Origin of the sequence: Flavihumibacter sp., assembly GCF_036676075.1 — a bacterium.
Taxonomy (GTDB): Bacteria; Bacteroidota; Bacteroidia; order Chitinophagales; family Chitinophagaceae; genus Flavihumibacter.
The window spans coordinates 368,678-387,356 of the sequence record NZ_JAKFDQ010000006.1; the positions used below are offsets into that span (position 1 = coordinate 368,678).

An 18,679-nucleotide genomic window follows, 5' to 3' on the forward strand; every position below is an offset into this window, starting at 1 on the left:
ACAAGCCGGGCAAAAAATAGTTAAGAAAATTTACCTGATCAGAATCGGGGACAGAAGATCTTGAATTTTGAAGAATTATAGCGGTTCACAAATCCGATATAGGTAACCGATAGTTCAAAACCACCCCTTCCCTGGCTGGCGGTTTTCAATTGTGACACATTCACATCATAACTGACGCCAATGGAGAATGGATCATAGTCGATCTTAACTGCCGGTATGAGTGCATCCTTCAGGCGAAGGAAACCACCAAAATAAATAGTATAATCAGGGTTTGCAGGGTCGCCAATTCTATAACCATACATTGCCCCACCAATTGTTTCGCTTGCGGGGCCCTGCTTTGAATAATCTGCCTGGAGGTTAAAGAATGCCTGCTCATTTACATCGAATCTTACACCGCCAGATGCCACCCATTTGGGATACAATGCTTCTGTTGCATTCCTGTAGAAAGAGTTACGAGGTTTGTTCAGATGATGATATGCCAGCCCCACAAATAGATTATTCTTCATTTCAGGGCCAAAGCTGGTATTGAAACTGGCTCCAACACTTCCATCAATATAACTGAAGTTTGCATTGGCAAAAGACTCTCCATCAGCCACTGCCGGATTATAGGCTCCTCCCACAAACTGGTTATCAGTTGTGATCTTCGAACGGTCTATCCGCCGTTGTACTAATCCCCCCATGAACCCAACCGACAGGTACATATTTTTTTCTGTGCTCAGGCTTTTGTGATAATTGACAGCAGGTAAAAAATGGCTGGATGTTAATGCAGCTGTTCCGGCCCTGTCAAATAATAATTGAACTCCCGCAGTAATGAAATCATCACCAATGCCCACTGGCATTTTATACTCAGCATTGAATGATCCGCTCCTGTATGCATTGGTAAAGCTGTTCCATTGATCGCGATATACCAGTTGCGCCCTTATATCGCCAGTGAAGATTCCTGCCAGGGAAGGATTTCTAAGGAGGGGGGCTTCATAAAACTGTGAGAAATGAATATCCTGCGCATATGCACTTCCGCCTGCAAGTGTTATGCATGCCATCAGCAGGAATTGAACAATATTGATTACAAGATTTTTCATGGTCTTATCGGATCAACGTTACATTTCCTTTAATTGGTATAATCTCTCCATTATCACAGATAACTTCGATAATATAAACATAGGCATCCATGGCCGCCACATTGCCCCTGATTCTTCCATCCCAGCCATCTGACTGCGAATTGGCAGGAAAGTTTCTTCTCTCAAATACAAGTTCTCCCCAGCGATTGAAGATGCGCATGGATTGTATCTTATCAATAGCGGTACCACGGGGATAAAATCTGTCATTGACGCCGTCATTATTCGGACTGAAAGTGTTGGGAATAAAATAATTCTTGTCCACGCAAATTACCTTTACAATTATGCCTGCCGTTGCTTTACAATTATTTGAATCAATAACCGCAACATTATAAGTGGTTGTGAATTGTGGATTTGCAAAAGGCACGGGACAATTGGTACAACTTAAATTATAATCAGGGGTCCAGGTCCATGTATTTACATTGGGACTATAACTTACTGGCATGTTAAGACCGGTTCCCACCACTATTGTTGCTTCGGGGTCAAGGGTGATTACCGGTAATGGCCATACGATAACATCCATTGCTGTATCGTTTGTACATCCTATCTCATTGGTAGCTTTCAGTTGGAAATTCACCGTACCCGGACTGCTGAATTTGCCAAGAATTGTTTGCTGCTGCGACGATTGGCCATTGCCATAATTCCATTGCCAGAAAGTAAGTGAGTCGGGTACTACCGTTGTTGCATTGAATGGAACTGCATCATTGACACATACTTCTGTGGGACCTACAATCAATGGTACCGGTGTTGTATATACTCGTACAGTATCCATATAGGTTGCTGAACAACCTGTTATAGTAGTTACTGTTTGGGTAACATAATAGGTGCCTGCTGCCGCGAAAAAGTGAGTAGGATCAGTATCCGTGCTGGTATTGCCATCATTGAAATTCCAGTTTCTGCTGGTGATGGAATCGTTTCCAATACTGAAGTCAGTAAATCTTACCATGCCGGTGTCACAGAAGCGATCCTGGTTCATTCCAAATACAGGCAAAACACCTTTTACAAGTATGCGTTGCCTTCCACCAACATTGGCAATACAATCGAGGTTATCAAACAATGTTACAGTTGGAGTATATGTATTAGGGCGGGTATAGGTATGTGTTAGGGTAGTTGCACCTGATGTGTCTCTTGTACCATCTCCAAAGTTTATGTGAAACCTCGTTCCGGGTGGAGGGTTAATATTGAATGTAACTTCAAGCTGGTTACATGCTTCCAGTGGGCCATAGGTAAAGCCAAGTGTGGAAGAGGGATTATAAACATTCACGATTGCGGTGGCAGAATCAACACATCCTCCTACTCCCCGTGCATAATGCGTTACCGTGTAGCGTCCGAAGGTCTCATAGAAATTACTGGTTGAAGGCAGTGTTGAAGTATTTCCGTCACCGAAATTCCAGTATAGTGAGTCATAATTTATTGACTCGCTTATAAACTTGGCTTCAAGCAGAGGACAAATGGATGCGGTATCAAACGCACTGAAGGCAGCTTTGGGTGAAACGATCCGGATATAATTTGTTTTAGTGACAGAATCACGGCATCCAAAACGATCAACTGTCAAAAGTTTAACGGTATAAACAGTATCCTTTTTTGCATAACTGTGCAGTGGGTCTTTTTGTGTGGAGCTTCCGCCATCACCAAAATCCCACAGGTAGGTCAGGTTTGATCCCAGGGTGGAGTCACTGAATTGTAGCGGTGTCTCCGGACAATAAACTGTATCGGCAGCGCTAAAGTTTGTGCGTGGCTGGCTTACTGTAGCAGCTGCTATTTTTGTAAGGGTATCAATACAACCAAAATTATCGCGGGTGGTAAGCTTTATATTATAGATGCCCGGGTTCGCATATACATGTGTGATAGGTGAGCTGGTATACGTTTCCGCTGTACCATCTCCGAATATGTATGTCCACTGTGTGATGCTTGCCGGTGGAGTTGACGCATCCGTAATTGTGATCTGGCTGTTGACGCATCCACCATCATTTACTACAGTAAAGTCTGCATCTGCACCAACAATGTTTATCAGTCCGGTCTTTGTTCGTGTAAGAGTACATCCATAAATATCAACGATAGTGAGCGTAACATCATAGCTGCCATTTACATTGATACTGGTATCATAATTATTTGAACCTGCAGCTGCAACACCTGATCCAATCCTCCAACTGTAGGATTCCACCAGGGAAGGATCAAGACCAGTAAAACTCAGGCGGAACCTTTCTCCCCTGCATATAGATGTTTTGTTAACGGTAAAGTCATTTGCCAGTTCAAAAAGATTTAGTTCCACTTCACGTTCATAGCTACATATGGGATCTGTTGCAACAAGTTTCACGGTATATTTTCTATACCCGGAATAGGTCATAACCGGATCTTCAGCAGTTGAAGTTTGTCCGTTTCCGAAATCCCAGAAATAGGTAGTTACACCATGTGATGCGTCTGTAATGGATGTATTGTCAAATTGTACCCGAAGCCTGTTGTTACAATCAATGATTGGCTCAAAAAGTGCCACTGGAGCTTCTATGGTTACAAAGTCTGCTTTTGTAAGTGTATCACTACAGCCATTATTGAAAGCGATCAATTGAACAGTTAATAATCCTGTATCTAAATATTTATGCGAAGGATTTTCATCTGAGGATGATGCACCGTCGCCGAAATTCCAGATCCATTCATCGGCTGGCGTTGCAAGAGAGGTGAAATTATATTCATCACCGGCACATCCGGTGGTTTTATCAATACTGAAATCCACTGTTGGTTTTGTACCTGCCTTAACGGCGGCATTAATAGTTGTGTCTTTGGTGCAGCCATTTGCTGTGGTTACACGTAGCGTAAGATTATAAGTTCCAGGTGTGGAGAAGGTGAAGGAAGGTGTGGCACTGGTACTGGTTCCACCTGAACCAAGATTCCATTGATAACTTGTAATTGGATCATTCCCGCCAGCAAATGCCGCAGTTGGATTAATGGTAAAGGGCACACAACCACCTGCTGGTATCCCGCTAATTACGAGTGGACCGGGTTCGGCAATGCGAATGAAATTTGTTTTAACAACAGTTGCCGGGCATCCGGCTGCTGTAATCAATGATAAGGTGACAGTATAATTTCCTGCTGTTGTATATGTATGGGTTGGATTTTTTTCATTGGATATTCCCCCGTCTCCGAAATCCCATAACCAACCGGTAGAATTTGTTTCCGGATCAGTGAACCTGATGGTTACCGGTACCTGGCAACCACCCGTTTTATCAGCAGTGAAATCAATTGTTGGGGAAGTTGTTACCGTAATATTTTTCGTTACTGTTCCTGTACATTCAGCATAATTATTTGTAAGCGTCACTGTATATACTCCAGGAGTCGTAAATGTTTTCAATGGATTAATTTCTCTGGAACTGGTGCCATCACCAAAATCCCAAAGGGAAGACACGGGACTGGGAGTACTTGCATTGGTAAAGCTGATATCCCTTCCTACGCAAACTGAACCAACTGTATTAAAATCAGTTGTTGTTGTATTGAAAACGATGGGTTTGGTAATGCTATCCCTGCAACCATAGCTACTGCTGGTAACCAGTTTAACATTATAAGTTCCTGGTGAATTATAGCTTGTAACAGGATTTTTATCCGTTGAAGTGGTGTTGTTGCCCAGTGTCCATTGATGCTGCAAAACTCCCGGCGCAACAGTCTGGTTAATAAAATTCACACTCACAGGAGAACTACAGTCTTGTGAGCGGCTGAAATCAAAGTTTGGTTTCACCCCTCCAATCACCCGGATGAACCGGTCTGCCGATGCAGTTACTGTACAACCACTTGAGGTGGTAACAGTGAGGGTAACATTATAATATCCAAGATTAGTATAGGTATAAGTTGGGTTTCTTTGAGTGCTTGTGCCACCATCCCCAAAATTCCATAGCCAGCTCGTAATGGACGCACCGTTTGGTATGGTACTACCATCCGTAAATCGAATAGTGGCTGGAGAACAGGCAATTCTCCTGTCGGCATTGAAGCCAATTCGCGCTGAGGGGAATACATCTATTAAGCCAGCCTTAATGATCCTTTCAGGACCCGATGCATTTTCTGCAACCAGTGTAACGGTATATTTTCCGGGAGTGCCAAAACTGATGGTTGGATTCTGTGCCTGTGAGATCTGGTCGGCCACTAATCCCTGGTCGTGACTGAACTGCCAGTACCATTTGGTTGGATTATTGGTAGACTGATCTCTGAAACTAACGGTAAGTGTAGCACAGCCACTTGTTGTTGAGGCCGTGAAATTGGGCACAGGTTTCTGGCTGTACGCCACATTGAACCCCGCCATGAGCAGGATCAGAAAAAAGGTAGTATGGATCTTTCTCAACAAGCTGTTTTGTGTTAAATCAGTAAGCAACTTGTTTTCAAAAGGTAGTCGGATTAAATCGGGTTTCATCTGCCTTCCGGGATCATTTCTTTTTTAGATGTAATAGCCTGGTAACGCCGGAGGCGGAATTTTCTGCTATTACATAATCCCAGGAGTTATTAGTGATCTTCCAAACTGCATTCAGCATCTTAACCGGATCGGCAGCAGTGGGGAAATTGGAAGTGATCGTCATTGCATTTGGATCACCAGCCCATGTTCCCTTTTCTTCAGTGGAGCTTGTAAAGCCACTGACTTTGCCATCGCGGTAAAACTGGAATGTGTAGGGTGCAAAATCAGTTGTTATATCAGTATCACCATTTTTGAAGGAGAAAACATACCATTGACCATTAGTCATGGCGTCTAGCACAATGTCTTCCTTCTTCTCTTCTATTGCCTTTTTGCAGGAAATTACCAGCACACAGGCCATTATCACCCAGTATAGTTTTCTCATAATACACCCTCCTCAGTTTGAAAACCGTATATAAAACGGTATTTATCAGTTGAATATTGCATGAAATAATTGATGTTTATTCCCTCTCCACAGAGTTGCTTGCAGAGTTCTTCACTGTTGAATCTACGGCCATGGCGATGAATGCTTTGGTTTAACCAGGTCAGCAAATCCCTGAAATTGCCAGATCTGATCTGCTCTTCCAGGTCAGGAACAGCCCCCTTAGCAGCATGAAAGAATTGTGCCGCATAAAGGCTGCCAAGGCTATATGTGGGAAAATAACCAAAACTTCCATGGCTCCAGTGAACATCCTGGAGACAACCCTGGCGATTATCCGGCACCCTGATGCCCAGGTACTCCCAATATTTCTGGTTCCAGAAATCAGGGATATCCTTTGTATTAAGCTGGCCTCCAATAAGTTCCTTCTCCAGTTCATATCTGATGATCACATGAAAATGATAGGTCAGTTCATCGGCTTCTGTACGAATCAGAGAAGGTGTTACTTTATTTAGTGCCCGGTAAAATTTCGAAGCGCTGATTTCGCCCAGTTGTGAAGGGAAATGCTGCTGGAACAGGGGCATGAAATGCTCGCACCATGCCATGCTTCTACCAATATTGTTCTCCCATAACCTTGATTGCGATTCATGTATGCCCAGTGATGCATACTCACCCAGCGGCAACCCATATTGCCCGGCAGGCAATCCCTGTTCATAATGAGCATGCCCCAATTCATGGATCGTACTCCAGGTCATATTTGAAATATCCTGTTCATCTATCCGGGTGGTGATCCGAACATCCTTACTGCTGAAATTTATGGTGAAGGGATGGGCCGCCTTGTCCTGTCTGCCTGATTGCATATCAAATTCCATTCTTTCGAGCAACGCAAGACTGAACTGCCATTGGTCAGACTCGGCATAATATTGCTTGAGGAACCGGTCATCCACCTGTTCGCATTGGCGGATCTTTTCAAGTAATTTTTTTAATGGTATCTGGAGTTCAGAGAAAACGGAATCCAATAAGCTGGTGGTTGCGCCCCTTTCATATTCATTTAAAAGGGCGTTATAAGGATGGTTTTCATAACCAAGAAGATCAGCCTCCACTTTTTTTAGCGCTACCAGGGTTTCGAGTGATCCTTGAAACAGAGAAAAATCATTTGACCGGCGTGCATCCATCCAGCTGTGAAAGGCTCTAGATGAGGCTTCGCTCAGATCGCGGATATGTGAAGCGGGAAGTCTTACCTGTTGCTGATAATCGTAAAGACTAAGGCTGATATTTTTTTGCTGCTCTTCATTTAAGTCGGTCCGCTCAGAGAGAGATTTTAATAGGGTGCCCATTGAATCTGTAATGAACCGGTTATGAGCGATTTCACTCAAAGTGGCAATCTGCCTCGAGCGCGCATCAGCACCACCAGCAGGCATATAAGTCTCCTGGTCCCACTGTAAAACAGCCGCTGAATAACGGATATCCGCAATCTGCTGCATTTCACTTACATACTGCTCATATAAAGATGCGGTTACCGCCGAAACATTCATAGGTTAGTGATTCTGGTCACAATCTAAGGAATCTGGCCAATATTGGTAGGTTAGCCATTTTGAATATGCCTTAAAAATCCGGTAGGGCAGGGTATTAAAGTTAACAAATATTGAGCCAGCTCCAATTATCTTTGGACTATGCAGATACATGAGATCATCCAGGCATTGGAACAATTTGCGCCTCCTTCTTTAAAGGAGTCTTATGACAACATCGGCTTGCTTACAGGTGATGCAACCTGGCATTGCACAGGTATCCTGATTTCGCTTGATGGTACTGAAGAGGTGGTGTTGGAAGCAAAAGCGAGGGGTTGCAACCTGGTGATTTCACACCATCCAATTATTTTCGGCGGATTAAAAAAGATAACGGGAACTAATTATGTTGAAAAGGCAGTTATAGCTTCCATAAAAAATGATATAGCCCTGTATGCCATTCATACTAACCTTGACAATGTAAAGGAAGGGGTAAATGGCCGGATCGCGGATCTGCTTGAACTCAGGAACAGGCAGATCATTCTTCCTAAAACAGGTTTACTCAGGAAGCTGATCAGTTTTGTACCAGTCGATAAAGTTGATATAGTGAGGAATGCTCTTTTTGCTGCAGGTGCCGGCCACATCGGCAATTATGGTGAATGTAGTTTCCAGGCCGAGGGAGAGGGTAGTTTCCTGGCAGGGGAAGGTTCCGATCCTTATACAGGTCAGAAGGGTAGCAGGCATTATGAAAAAGAGAGTCGGCTGGAGCTGATCTTCCCTTCCTACCTCGAGCGGGGGGTAATTTCGGCGCTGAAAGCTTCCCATCCTTATGAAGAAGTGGCTTTTGACGTGGTAGAACTTCAGAATCAATGGGATAGGGTAGGTTCAGGAATAATGGGAGAGCTTGGAGAAGAAATGGAAGAGCGGCAATTCCTTGGGAGGCTTAAGGAGTTATTCCGCGTACCGGTAGTGCGGCATACAGAATTGCGGAACAAAAAGATCAGACGGATCGCCGTTTGCGGAGGGGCAGGTAGTTTCCTGGTTAATAGGGCATTACAATTGAAAGCGGATATATATATCACAGGTGACATGAAGTATCATGAATTTTTTGATGCTAATGGGCAGATGGTGATCGCAGATGTAGGCCATTTTGAAACGGAGCAATTCACAGTAGACCTCCTATATGATATTTTGGCGGAAAAATTTCCTACCTTTGCCGTCTTCAAAACGGGGGTGTTGACGAACCCGGTGAATTATTATATATAATCTCAAAAACAAATATGGCAACTGTTAAAGACTTTTCGGTTGAAGAAAAACTGGTTTCACTTGTAGCGTTACAGAAGATCGAATCTAAGATCGACGAATTCCAGATCCTGAAAGGAGAATTGCCCATGGAAGTGAGTGACCTGGAAGATGAGATCCAGGGACTGAATGCCCGTCAGACACGTATCGAGGAAGAGATCAATGGCATCAATGAATTTATCAATCAGAAGAAAGAAATTATCCAGGAAGCGGAAGCTTTGATCAAGAAGTACGAGAAGCAGAGCACGAACGTGAAGAACAGCCGTGAGTTTGAGGCCATCAATAAGGAAATCGAAATGCAGCAGCTTGAAGTTAAGCTGGCAGAGAAACATATTAAGGATGCTAATGAAGAGATCTCTGAGAAAGTAGTTGGTCTGGATAAGGCAAAGAAAGCGCTTTCTTCAAAGGAAGGTGTTCTTAAGCATAAGAAAGATGAACTCGAGAAGATCATCGCTACTACTGAAGCTGAGGAAAAGCATTTCAACAAACTTGCTGCAGAAGCAAGGGAGAAAGTTGATGCGAGGCTTCTTCATTCATATGATCGTATCAGGGATAACTACCGGAATGGTCTTTCGGTTGTTCCGGTTCTTCGCGATGCCTGTGGTGGTTGCTTCAATGCTATTCCTCCCCAACGCCAGAGCGAGATCAAGCAACGTAAGAAGATCATTGTTTGTGAAAACTGCGGACGTATCCTGGTTGACAATGAGCTTAATGACGGTGTTGAAGTGAAGTAATACGTTAGTGTTCAAATATTATAAAAGCTACCTTTTGGGTAGCTTTTTTTATGCAGCTGTATTCTCCGTGAATACACCTTAAAAGATTGCCTGATTTATTCCCTAAATTGCCGGTCATTATAACAGATGTTACAAGAGTTGCATATACAGAATTACGCCATCATCGATGAGCTGGTGATTTCTTTTCATGGTGGGTTGAATATAATCACTGGTGAAACCGGTGCTGGTAAATCTATCCTGATGGGAGCCCTGTCTCTTATTCTTGGTGAGAGAGCGGATAGTAATGTTGTATTAAATAAAGAAAAAAAATGTTTCGTGGAGGGCGTTTTCTACGCTTCTGGAAAACACGCAGTAACAAAGTTTCTGCAGGAAAATGACCTCGATGTAAATGCTGAATTGGTCATTCGGCGGGAGATAGCCGTGAGTGGAAAATCAAGGGCTTTTGTAAATGATACACCTGTTACCCTTAACCAGTTGCAGGAGTTGAGTGGTAAGCTTGTTGACCTGCACCGGCAATTCGACACCGTTTCACTGGGTGAATCCGGTTTCCAGATGGCTGTTATCGATGCAATGGCAGGTAATGAAGCAGTTCTTCAGAAATATCGTAAGGCTTACAAGGGATGGCTGGAAATAAATAATAAGCTTGCAATACTTACAGATCGCCGCTCCAGGGAAACAAAGGAGATGGATTATCATCAGTTTCTTTTCAATGAGCTGGAGGAGGCTGCCCTGAAAGAGAATGAGTTAGAAAATCTGGAATCAGAGTTACAGTTATTGAATAGTGCGGAGGGTATCAAAGCAGCACTTTCTAACGTATATGAACAACTGCTGGGGCAGGACAGGCCCACAGTTCAGATAATGAAGCAATTGCTCCAGCAGCTCCAACCATATACTTCACAACATCCTCAGCTGGGTGAACTGGCAACAAGAATACAGGCAGTATACGTTGAACTTGATGATGTTGCCTCCGAGGCTGGTCGCCTGCAAGATAAAATGGGTTATGATGCTGCCAGGATTGAACAGATCAACGAGCGATTGAATACCGGCTATCGGCTTCTGAAAAAACATAGTGTAAAGTCCACCGCATCCCTGCTGGAAATCATGGATGAGCTTTCAGCAAAACTCTCCGCTGTTGAACAACTTGGAGATTCAATCAGCCAACTTGAGAAGGAGAGGCAACAAGCTGCTGATGAAATGTTTCAGCATGCCCAGGTATTAAGCCTAGCCCGGAAAAAACTTACCCAGCCCTTTGAAAAACAGGTTAATGATCTGCTTACAAGGGTTGGAATGCCGAATGCAAGGATAAAGGTGCAACTGGAAACTGCCGATGCTGGTATTCATGGAACGGATACAATAGATTTTCTATTCGATGCCAACAAAAGCAACCAGTTTTCGCCCATACGAAAAGTGGCCAGTGGTGGTGAATTAAGCAGGCTTATGCTTTGTATAAAATCATTAGTTGCAGGCAAAATGGATCTTCCCACGCTGATCTTTGATGAGATTGATTCCGGCATTTCAGGTGAGGCAAGCCGGCAGGTTGCGCTCATTATGAAAGAACTTTCCGCTGCCCGTCAGATACTATGTATCACCCACCAGCCGCAGATTGCAGGCAAGGCCGACCAGCATTTACTGGTGTATAAAGATACTGCTGCAAAGGCAGTCAGAACAAGGATCAGGGTACTGGCAGAGGAAGAGAGGATCAGGGCCATTGCCATAATGCTGGGAGGTGATAAGCCTTCTACGGCTGCCATGGACAATGCCCGCGAGATGATGGTGAACTGAAATTTTACTTTGGCCTGATCGCTATGGATAACCCAGAAATAGTAGCTTTGGCCCTCAATCTTAAATAACTGCATATGGCCTATAACTTACTGAAAGGAAAGCGTGGTATCATTACCGGAGCATTGGATGAAAATTCTATCGCATGGAAAGTGGCTGAAAAAGCACACGAAGAAGGCGCAACGTTTGTTCTCACCAATGCACCTATTGCCATGAGGATGGGTGAGATAAATAAGCTTGCTGAAAAAACAGGCTCCCAGATCATCCCGGCTGATGCAACCAATGTGGAAGAACTGACCAATCTCTTTACCCAATCACAGGAAGTTTTAGGCGGTAAAATCGATTTTGTATTGCACTCAATTGGAATGAGCGTAAATATTCGGAAAAATATCCCTTATACTGAATCCAATTATGATTATTTCATGAAAGGGATCGATGTATCTGCCATGTCGTTTCATAAGATGTTAAGTGTTGCGCGTAAGCTTGATGCTATAAATGAATGGGGAAGTGTTGTAGCCCTCACTTATATGGCGGCACAGCGTGTTTATCCTTTTTATACCGATATGGCTGATATTAAGGCCATGCTGGAATCTATAGCCCGGAGTTTTGGTTACCATTATGGTGTTGAAAAGAAGGTTCGGATCAATACCGTTTCACAATCACCCACCAAAACTACTGCTGGCACGGGTATTAAAGGTTTTGGCGATTTCTATGATTATGCCAATGCTATTGCGCCACTGGGAAATGCCACTGCTGAGGATTGTGCCAACTATTGTATCACATTATTCTCAGACCTTACCAGGATGGTTACCATGCAGAATCTTTTCCATGATGGTGGATATTCAACTACTGGTGTTAGTACAGAGGTGATGCAGAAATTGGGGGTTGAAGGATAATAACTAACCTCACAATTAATCATATAAATTGGCCGCTTCAAATTTTTGAAGCGGCTTTTTTGTTTCTTAAAATAACTGTGAGCTGAGTTATAAAGATTTATTATTCTAGGGTTATTTCAGGGTTATTCTAAGGTATTGCCAGGCTATAAACCCTAGGATAACCCTAGGATAACCCTAGGATAACCCTAGGATAACCCTAGGATAGATTTTGGTTGTGGCAAGGAAAAAACTGGGAAAAAGCAAAAGGCTGCCTCATATTTGAGACAGCCTCATTTTATGTTTTAATGAAATTTGCTATAAAAAGCGCCCGATCCTGATCACCATTTACCGCTGCAACTAGTACTCATCTTCATTGAAGAAGAAATCTTCCTGAGAGGGGTAATCCGGCCAGATATCGTCGATCCCTTCGTAGATCTCGCCTTCATCTTCCAGTTCCTGCAGGTTTTCCACTACTTCAATAGGGGCACCGCTACGGATGGCGTAATCGATCAGCTCGTCTTTGGTAGCGGGCCATGGAGCGTCTTCCAGATAGGATGCTAATTCGAGGGTCCAGAACATCTGTACTTATTTTAATTTTCCGGCAAATGTAGGGGTTAATATGAAATTTCCAAATCCTTTCGGTCAACAACGCTTAATATTGCGGCTTCCTTTTCATTTTAGACAAAAAAAGAATATAATCGCACATGCTTCAGGCCAGAAATATTCATAAGCGGTACGGCGACGTAGAAGTACTGAAAGGGGTGGATATCGATATCAGTACCGGGGAAATCGTTAGTATAGTGGGTTCTTCCGGAGCAGGGAAGAGCACCTTGCTGCATATCCTGGGTACGCTGGATAAGCCCGACCAGGGTTCAATCAATATGAACAATACTGCTGTCACTTCCTTAAACGGCCGGCAATTGGCAGCATTCCGGAATCAGTATATAGGTTTTGTTTTCCAGTTTCACCATCTCCTGCCTGAATTCACCGCCCTTGAAAATGTATGCGTTCCAGGTTGGATCGCTAACCGACCCAAGGACAAGGTGGAGGAAAGGGCTGTGCGGCTGCTTAATACTCTGGGACTTTCACACCGGATAGATAATAAACCACAGGCTATGTCGGGCGGCGAGCAGCAAAGAGTAGCAGTTGCCCGTGCGCTGATCAATGAGCCCCGGATAGTATTTGCCGATGAGCCCACCGGTAACCTCGATTCAATAAATGCCCGCGATCTTCATGAATTATTCTTCCGGCTTCGGGCAGAATTCAACCAGACATTCCTTATCGTTACCCATAATGAAGAACTCGCCAAAATGAGTGACCGCCTGCTGCACATGAAAGATGGCAGGATGGTCAACGGAGATTAATGAAGTCTTGGCTTCCACGGAACCTCCTCAACAGAAAGGAGGTGACCTATATACCTGGATAATACAAAAAGGTAATCGCTTAGCCGGTTGAGGTATTTGATGACCAATGGATCCACAAACAGTTTTTCCTGCTGCAGGTGAACACATAACCGTTCTGCCCTGCGGCAGATGCATCGCGCAATATGCAGAGATGATACGGCCATATGCCCCCCGGGTAGAATAAAAAATTTCATGGGCGTGAGGGTATCATTCATCCGATCGATTTCTTTCTCCAAAAGAGTTACATCAGTCTCCAGCAGATCTGGCATCTTCATCTTGGGTTCCTTATCCGGATCACAGGCAAGGGAGGAACCAATAGTGAATAGACGATCCTGTATTTCCCTCAACATTGCCCTTGATGCCTCATCCTTAAGCTGGTCGTTACAGAAGCCGATATAGGAATTCAGTTCATCAACAGTACCATAGGTTTCAATCCTGATATGACTCTTGGGCACTTTAGTACCCCCGATCAATGAAGTGTTACCGGCATCGCCGGTTTTTGTATAAATCTTTAAAGCCATGAGTTAGGATTGGGATTCCAACAAAATAAAAGAAGGAAAGTTGAGCCAGTTTTAAATTCTCAGAGAACAAGCGTGTGTTCATCAAGGTGTTTACGCTTATCAGATTCGATAATGCCATCGCGCAGTCTCACGATCCGGTGTGCGTGATTGGCGATATCTTCTTCATGCGTTACAAGCACAACCGTGTTTCCACTACTCTGGATCTTTCCAAAAATATCCATTATCTCCACGGATGTTTTCGTGTCGAGATTTCCGGTTGGCTCATCGGCAAGGATAATACTGGGGTTATTTACCAGTGCCCTGGCAATGGCAACACGCTGGCACTGCCCCCCGCTTAGCTCATTAGGGCGGTGATGGCTCCTGTCTGCCAGTCCAACCTTATTGAGAACCTCCAGAGCGATCTCATTTCTTTGCTTTTTGGCAATGCCCGCATATACAAGTGGAAGGGCAACATTTTCAGCAGCTGATAGTCGGGGTAGTAAATTGAATTGCTGGAATACGAATCCGATCTCCTGGTTTCTGACGGCTGCAAGATCATCATCAGCCATGGTGCTAACATCCTTTCCGTTAAGGATATAAGTGCCATCGGTAGGTGAGTCGAGGCATCCGAGTATGTTCATCAATGTGCTCTTACCCGAACCAGAGGGCCCCATCAGGGCTACATATTCGTTTTTGAAGATATCTAGCGACAGGCCTTTTAAAACAGTGATAGCCTGTTTTCCCATATAGTAATTCTTTACAATGGACTCAAGGTGGATTATCGGTTGGGTCATATTACTTTTTGATCACTTTAGGAACATAAAAATATTGCTGATCTGCATCAGGGGCAATGGAAAGGGCTGCCTGGCGGTCCATAGAACCCCGGGGCAGGTCGTCGCGGAGATTGTTTCGGATCTCTGTCATGTGAAGCAAGGGCTCTACACCTGTAGTATCTAGTTCACCGAGCTTTTCAACGAAAGATATCATCCGGGCCAGATCATCCTGGATCCTTAGTGTTTCCTCTTCATTAAACTCCAGCCTGGCCAAACTGGCAAGCTGGGCTATCATTTCTTTGGTAAGTTCCATAAGCTATCAACAAAAATAATGGAAATGAATGGGTTTTGAAGGAGCTTCTTATCTTCGCCGCTCTATGGAAAATGGAAAAAAAGCAGTTGTGATGAGCGGGATACGGAGTACCGGTTTCCTGCACCTCGGAAATTATTTTGGAGCAATACGCAATTATGTGCGGATGCAGGATGAATATGAATGCTATTTCATGGTGGCAGATCTTCATACCCTGACCACCCATCCGGATACAAAAGAACTTAAGGCGAATGTTCACAGGGTGCTTGCCGAAAATATTGCCTGCGGACTGGATCCCGAAAAAGTAGCCCTCTACTGCCAGAGCCATGTTCATGAAACTGCTGAGCTTTATCTGTACCTGAACATGCTTGCCTATAAAGGCGAATTGGAAAAAACAACTACGTTTAAGGATAAGGTGCGTCAACATCCCGAAAATGTAAATGCCGGGCTTCTGACATATCCCGTATTAATGGCTGCCGATATTCTCTTACACAGGGCTTCGCTGGTACCCGTTGGAAAAGACCAGGAACAACATCTGGAAATGACCCGTAATTATGGAAACCGGTTTAATCATAGATATGGTGAAGTTTTTCCAGAAGCATTTGCATTCAATTACGGCGAAGAACTGGTAAAGGTTCCCAGTCTTGATGGGCTTGGGAAAATGAGTAAGAGTGAGAATCAGTATGCAACCATTTTCCTTTCCGATGATGATGAGCTCATCCGCAAAAAGGTTATGAAAGCTAAGACGGATGCGGGTCCGGAGGCTCCCGGTACTCCTATGCCTGACTATATCGAGAATATTTTCCTGCTAATGAAACTGGTGAGCGCTAATGATGTGGTGGAGAAATTTACCGCTGATTACAACCAGGCATCTATCAGGTATGGTGATATGAAAAAGCAGCTTGCAGAAGATATGGTTCAATTTATCAGCCCTATCCGTGAGAGAACAGAAAGCATTCGCAATGATGAAAAATATCTACGCCAGATCATGGAACTTGGCGCGGAGAAGGCACGCAAAAGCGCGGGTGCTACCATGGAGAAGGTTCGCGAAGCAATTGGACTGAAATACTATTAATTTCCTATATTCAAAAACCTGTTAAGCCAGGCTTAATTATTATGGCCAAAGGAAAAAAACCTAAGCATATTGCCGTTGCCGGAAACATCGGTGCGGGTAAGACCACTCTTACCGAGTTATTGAGCAAACATTATAAATGGATTCCCCAGTTTGAAGATGTAGATCATAATCCCTACCTCAATGACTTCTATGAAGACATGCCCAGGTGGAGCTTCAACCTTCAGATATATTTCCTTAACAGCAGAATCAATCAGATCCTTGATATTCATCGTGGAACCGAAACTGTTATACAAGACCGGACAATTTATGAGGATGCGCACATCTTCGCACCCAACCTTCACGAGATGCAGTTAATGAGCAAGCGTGATTTTGATAATTATTTTCTATTCTTCCAGACACTCAAAACCATGGTTCAGCCACCTGACCTGATGATTTACCTCCAGGCATCTGTACCCACTCTGGTTGGACAAATTCAGAAGAGAGGCCGTGAATATGAAGAAAATATCAGGCTTGATTACCTCAAGCGGCTCAATGATTTTTATAACAAATGGATAGATACATATAAAGAAGGGCCATTGCTGGTAATTGATGTTGACAAAAATAAATTTGCGGAGAACGAGGAAGACCTTGGCGATATCATCCGGAAAGTGGATGCGCAATTATATGGTCTGTTTTAATTTTTTTTAGAATACAAATTATTGTTGGAGATCCGCTCATTGAGCGGATTTTTTTATACCTGAAATTTTACCGTTATAACACGCTTACCTGAGGTTAAAGCATGTATTAGTTTAGTGATGTAATTAATTATAACACGTGTAAAGGGAAGATTTGTATTGTAATGCCCGTTGCCGGCCAGTGACAAAAGAAGAATACATAATTAAAAATTCAAGTAGTATGGAACAGGTAAGTTTAAGTGAAATGGAATTTGAGGAGTTGAAGTGCTCTGAAATGATGGATATAAATGGGGGAGACCTTCTGCTCCCTTCAGCATCACTTAGTTTGATAAATGTGACTACAAATTTATTTGTGGCCGCAGAAGAGATGGTTCAGGGCTTTATAGCCGGATGGAATTTTGATAAGAAATAATAAAACAAATTAAAATGGAAAATAAAATCTTAAATGAACTCACCGCCGATGAGCTGGTGACAATAAGTGGTGGTGCTGAATCAGGTGAAGGTTTTTGGTACACCATAGGTCAGATTGGGGGAACAATTGTAAAATCTATAGTAACACTGGCAGAAACAGCTATGGATTACCAGTCAACTCTTTCAACTTCCGACAAAAAGTAACAATAAGGCCGGCGGGTAATATCGTCCGGCCTTTTACACCAGAATCACAGTTTACAGTCATGGCAAATAAAGTATTTGAGCAGCAGCAGATATTGGCTGGACGACTACCCAATTCCGTCAGGATCCTTTATTTAGTCTCCATTTTCCTTGTACTAATTTTAATAGGATCCGGAAGGTTCTTAAAAATGGATGTGGTAGTTAAATCACCAGGACAAATTCGACCTGCTCTTGAAAGGACAATTGTAAGATCGGGTATCTCAGGGCTTATTGACAGCCTATATGTAAAGGAGGGGCAACGCGTACAAAAGGGAGAAGTGCTTGCGCTCTTAAACGGGGAGAATGAATCAATTATTGAATCTCAGTTCAGCGAAGAGCTGAAAAGAAAGCGGAAACTACTGGAAGACCTGGAACAATTGACATTGATCAGCCAGCCGTATTTATCCAATTCAGTGGTAATTAATAGTGACGCCTACAGGCAGCAGCTAAAAGGTTTTCAACAATCTTACCAGGAAAAAAATCTATTGCTCCAATATGCGAAAAGTGAAGAAGCTACGGCATCTGCTTTATTGGCGGATAAGATCATTGCCAGGTCAGAGTATGAACTGAAATTAAAAGATCTAAGACAGGCCGAATTCAATGCAAGGAGTTACTGGCACCAACAGCTTTCGAGATGGAGTGAGGAAAAACAGAAGTTAAACCAGGAGATGCAAGAGCTTGATTCACGTTCAAGGCAAATTATGGCAGAGAAGAAAAAACTGCTGATAACTGCACCAATAGGTGGAATAATCATGGGTATTAATTCAAGGTATGAAGGCAATACAATACAGGCGGGGGAAACCTTTTGTTCAGTTTCCCCAGAAGATACACTTATAGCTGAGTGTTATGTTAATACTGCAGATGTGGGCTTTCTATATGATCTCCAACCTGTAAATTTTCGTGTTGATGCTTATGACCACAAAACATTCGGAACTGTTTCCGGCAGAATCCTGAAAATTGATGAAGACCACACAATCATGGATAACCTTGCGGTATTCAGGATTCGTTGTTCCATTACCCAGCTTGAACTCAGTTCTAGTAATGGGTTTAAGGCAAGGCTGAAAAAGGGACTGGGTCTGGAGGCTCGCTTTATTATCGCACGCAGAACTTTGTGGCAATTGCTCTTTGATAAACTGGATAACTGGCTTGATCCTGTAACTGCTATTTAGTTCTGA

At 43.4% G+C, this 18,679-nt stretch carries 18 protein-coding genes; 10 read left to right on the forward strand and 8 right to left on the reverse strand.

The window, feature by feature from the left end; translation table 11 throughout:
* Window positions 1–38: 38 nt before the first annotated feature.
* From V6M43_RS01630 to V6M43_RS01645, 4 genes are all read right to left on the reverse strand, one after another.
* Window positions 39–1,079: a PorP/SprF family type IX secretion system membrane protein gene (locus V6M43_RS01630; protein WP_332732303.1), complete on the reverse strand. Its 1,041-nt coding sequence runs from the start codon at window positions 1,077–1,079 to the stop codon at window positions 39–41.
* A gap of 4 nt (window positions 1,080–1,083) precedes the next feature.
* Window positions 1,084–5,439 (reverse strand): PKD domain-containing protein, encoded by a 4,356-nt coding sequence (locus V6M43_RS01635; RefSeq protein ID WP_332732304.1) that lies wholly within the window; start codon window positions 5,437–5,439, stop codon window positions 1,084–1,086.
* 82 nt (window positions 5,440–5,521) lie between these two features.
* On the reverse strand, window positions 5,522–5,929 hold the full coding sequence (locus tag V6M43_RS01640) for a hypothetical protein (RefSeq protein WP_332732305.1): 408 nt from the start codon (window positions 5,927–5,929) through the stop codon (window positions 5,522–5,524).
* Window positions 5,926–7,458: a carboxypeptidase M32 gene (locus V6M43_RS01645; protein WP_332732306.1), complete on the reverse strand. Its 1,533-nt coding sequence runs from the start codon at window positions 7,456–7,458 to the stop codon at window positions 5,926–5,928. Before V6M43_RS01645 ends, V6M43_RS01640 begins: the two co-directional genes overlap by 4 nt.
* Before the next feature lie 138 nt (window positions 7,459–7,596).
* Here V6M43_RS01645 and V6M43_RS01650 point away from each other — a divergent pair, with 138 nt between their 5' ends.
* From V6M43_RS01650 to V6M43_RS01665, 4 genes are all read left to right on the forward strand, one after another.
* Window positions 7,597–8,694 (forward strand): Nif3-like dinuclear metal center hexameric protein, encoded by a 1,098-nt coding sequence (locus V6M43_RS01650; protein WP_332732307.1) that lies wholly within the window; start codon window positions 7,597–7,599, stop codon window positions 8,692–8,694.
* A gap of 14 nt (window positions 8,695–8,708) precedes the next feature.
* Window positions 8,709–9,464: a zinc ribbon domain-containing protein gene (locus V6M43_RS01655; protein ID WP_039131560.1), complete on the forward strand. Its 756-nt coding sequence runs from the start codon at window positions 8,709–8,711 to the stop codon at window positions 9,462–9,464.
* A gap of 126 nt (window positions 9,465–9,590) precedes the next feature.
* Window positions 9,591–11,246: a DNA repair protein RecN gene (gene recN / locus V6M43_RS01660; RefSeq protein WP_332732308.1), complete on the forward strand. Its 1,656-nt coding sequence runs from the start codon at window positions 9,591–9,593 to the stop codon at window positions 11,244–11,246.
* A 74-nt stretch (window positions 11,247–11,320) separates the two neighbouring features.
* Window positions 11,321–12,139 (forward strand): enoyl-ACP reductase FabI, encoded by an 819-nt coding sequence (locus V6M43_RS01665; RefSeq protein ID WP_332732309.1) that lies wholly within the window; start codon window positions 11,321–11,323, stop codon window positions 12,137–12,139.
* Between the two features lie 336 nt (window positions 12,140–12,475).
* Here the strand turns inward: V6M43_RS01665 and V6M43_RS01670 are convergent, their stop codons facing one another.
* Window positions 12,476–12,697 carry a DUF2795 domain-containing protein gene (locus V6M43_RS01670; protein ID WP_039131553.1) on the reverse strand — a complete coding sequence of 74 codons (222 nt, stop codon included), beginning with the start codon at window positions 12,695–12,697 and terminating at the stop codon, window positions 12,476–12,478.
* Between the two features lie 125 nt (window positions 12,698–12,822).
* On the opposite strand from V6M43_RS01670, the gene V6M43_RS01675 reads away from it, so the two are divergent.
* Window positions 12,823–13,482 (forward strand): ABC transporter ATP-binding protein, encoded by a 660-nt coding sequence (locus tag V6M43_RS01675; RefSeq protein WP_332732310.1) that lies wholly within the window; start codon window positions 12,823–12,825, stop codon window positions 13,480–13,482.
* On the opposite strand, the gene V6M43_RS01680 is transcribed toward V6M43_RS01675, so the two are convergent.
* The 3 genes from V6M43_RS01680 to gatC are packed head-to-tail and all read right to left on the reverse strand — an operon-like array spanning window position 13,479 to window position 15,107.
* Window positions 13,479–14,042: a cob(I)yrinic acid a,c-diamide adenosyltransferase gene (locus V6M43_RS01680; protein ID WP_332732311.1), complete on the reverse strand. Its 564-nt coding sequence runs from the start codon at window positions 14,040–14,042 to the stop codon at window positions 13,479–13,481. The genes V6M43_RS01675 and V6M43_RS01680 overlap by 4 nt on opposite strands.
* A 59-nt stretch (window positions 14,043–14,101) precedes the next feature.
* A complete protein-coding gene (locus V6M43_RS01685; RefSeq protein ID WP_332732312.1) occupies window positions 14,102–14,815 on the reverse strand; it encodes an ABC transporter ATP-binding protein in 714 nt (237 codons plus the stop codon).
* Window position 14,816: 1 nt separating this feature from the next.
* Window positions 14,817–15,107, reverse strand: coding sequence for an Asp-tRNA(Asn)/Glu-tRNA(Gln) amidotransferase subunit GatC (gene gatC, locus V6M43_RS01690; protein ID WP_332732313.1), 291 nt, complete (start codon window positions 15,105–15,107; stop codon window positions 14,817–14,819).
* Window positions 15,108–15,135: 28 nt separating this feature from the next.
* On the opposite strand from gatC, the gene trpS reads away from it, so the two are divergent.
* The 5 genes from trpS (at window position 15,136) to V6M43_RS01715 (ending at window position 18,673) form a co-directional block, all read left to right on the forward strand.
* Complete coding sequence (gene trpS, locus V6M43_RS01695; protein ID WP_332732314.1) at window positions 15,136–16,179, forward strand: tryptophan--tRNA ligase; 1,044 nt, start codon at window positions 15,136–15,138, stop codon at window positions 16,177–16,179.
* Between the two features lie 41 nt (window positions 16,180–16,220).
* Window positions 16,221–16,856: a deoxynucleoside kinase gene (locus V6M43_RS01700; protein WP_039131541.1), complete on the forward strand. Its 636-nt coding sequence runs from the start codon at window positions 16,221–16,223 to the stop codon at window positions 16,854–16,856.
* Window positions 16,857–17,073: 217 nt separating this feature from the next.
* Window positions 17,074–17,265 carry a hypothetical protein gene (locus tag V6M43_RS01705; protein WP_332732315.1) on the forward strand — a complete coding sequence of 64 codons (192 nt, stop codon included), beginning with the start codon at window positions 17,074–17,076 and terminating at the stop codon, window positions 17,263–17,265.
* A 14-nt stretch (window positions 17,266–17,279) separates the two neighbouring features.
* A complete protein-coding gene (locus tag V6M43_RS01710) occupies window positions 17,280–17,468 on the forward strand; it encodes a hypothetical protein (RefSeq protein ID WP_332732316.1) in 189 nt (62 codons plus the stop codon).
* Window positions 17,469–17,527: 59 nt separating this feature from the next.
* Entirely contained in the window at window positions 17,528–18,673 is a 1,146-nt protein-coding gene (locus V6M43_RS01715; RefSeq protein ID WP_332732317.1) for an HlyD family efflux transporter periplasmic adaptor subunit, read from the forward strand.
* Window positions 18,674–18,679 lie beyond the last annotated feature (6 nt).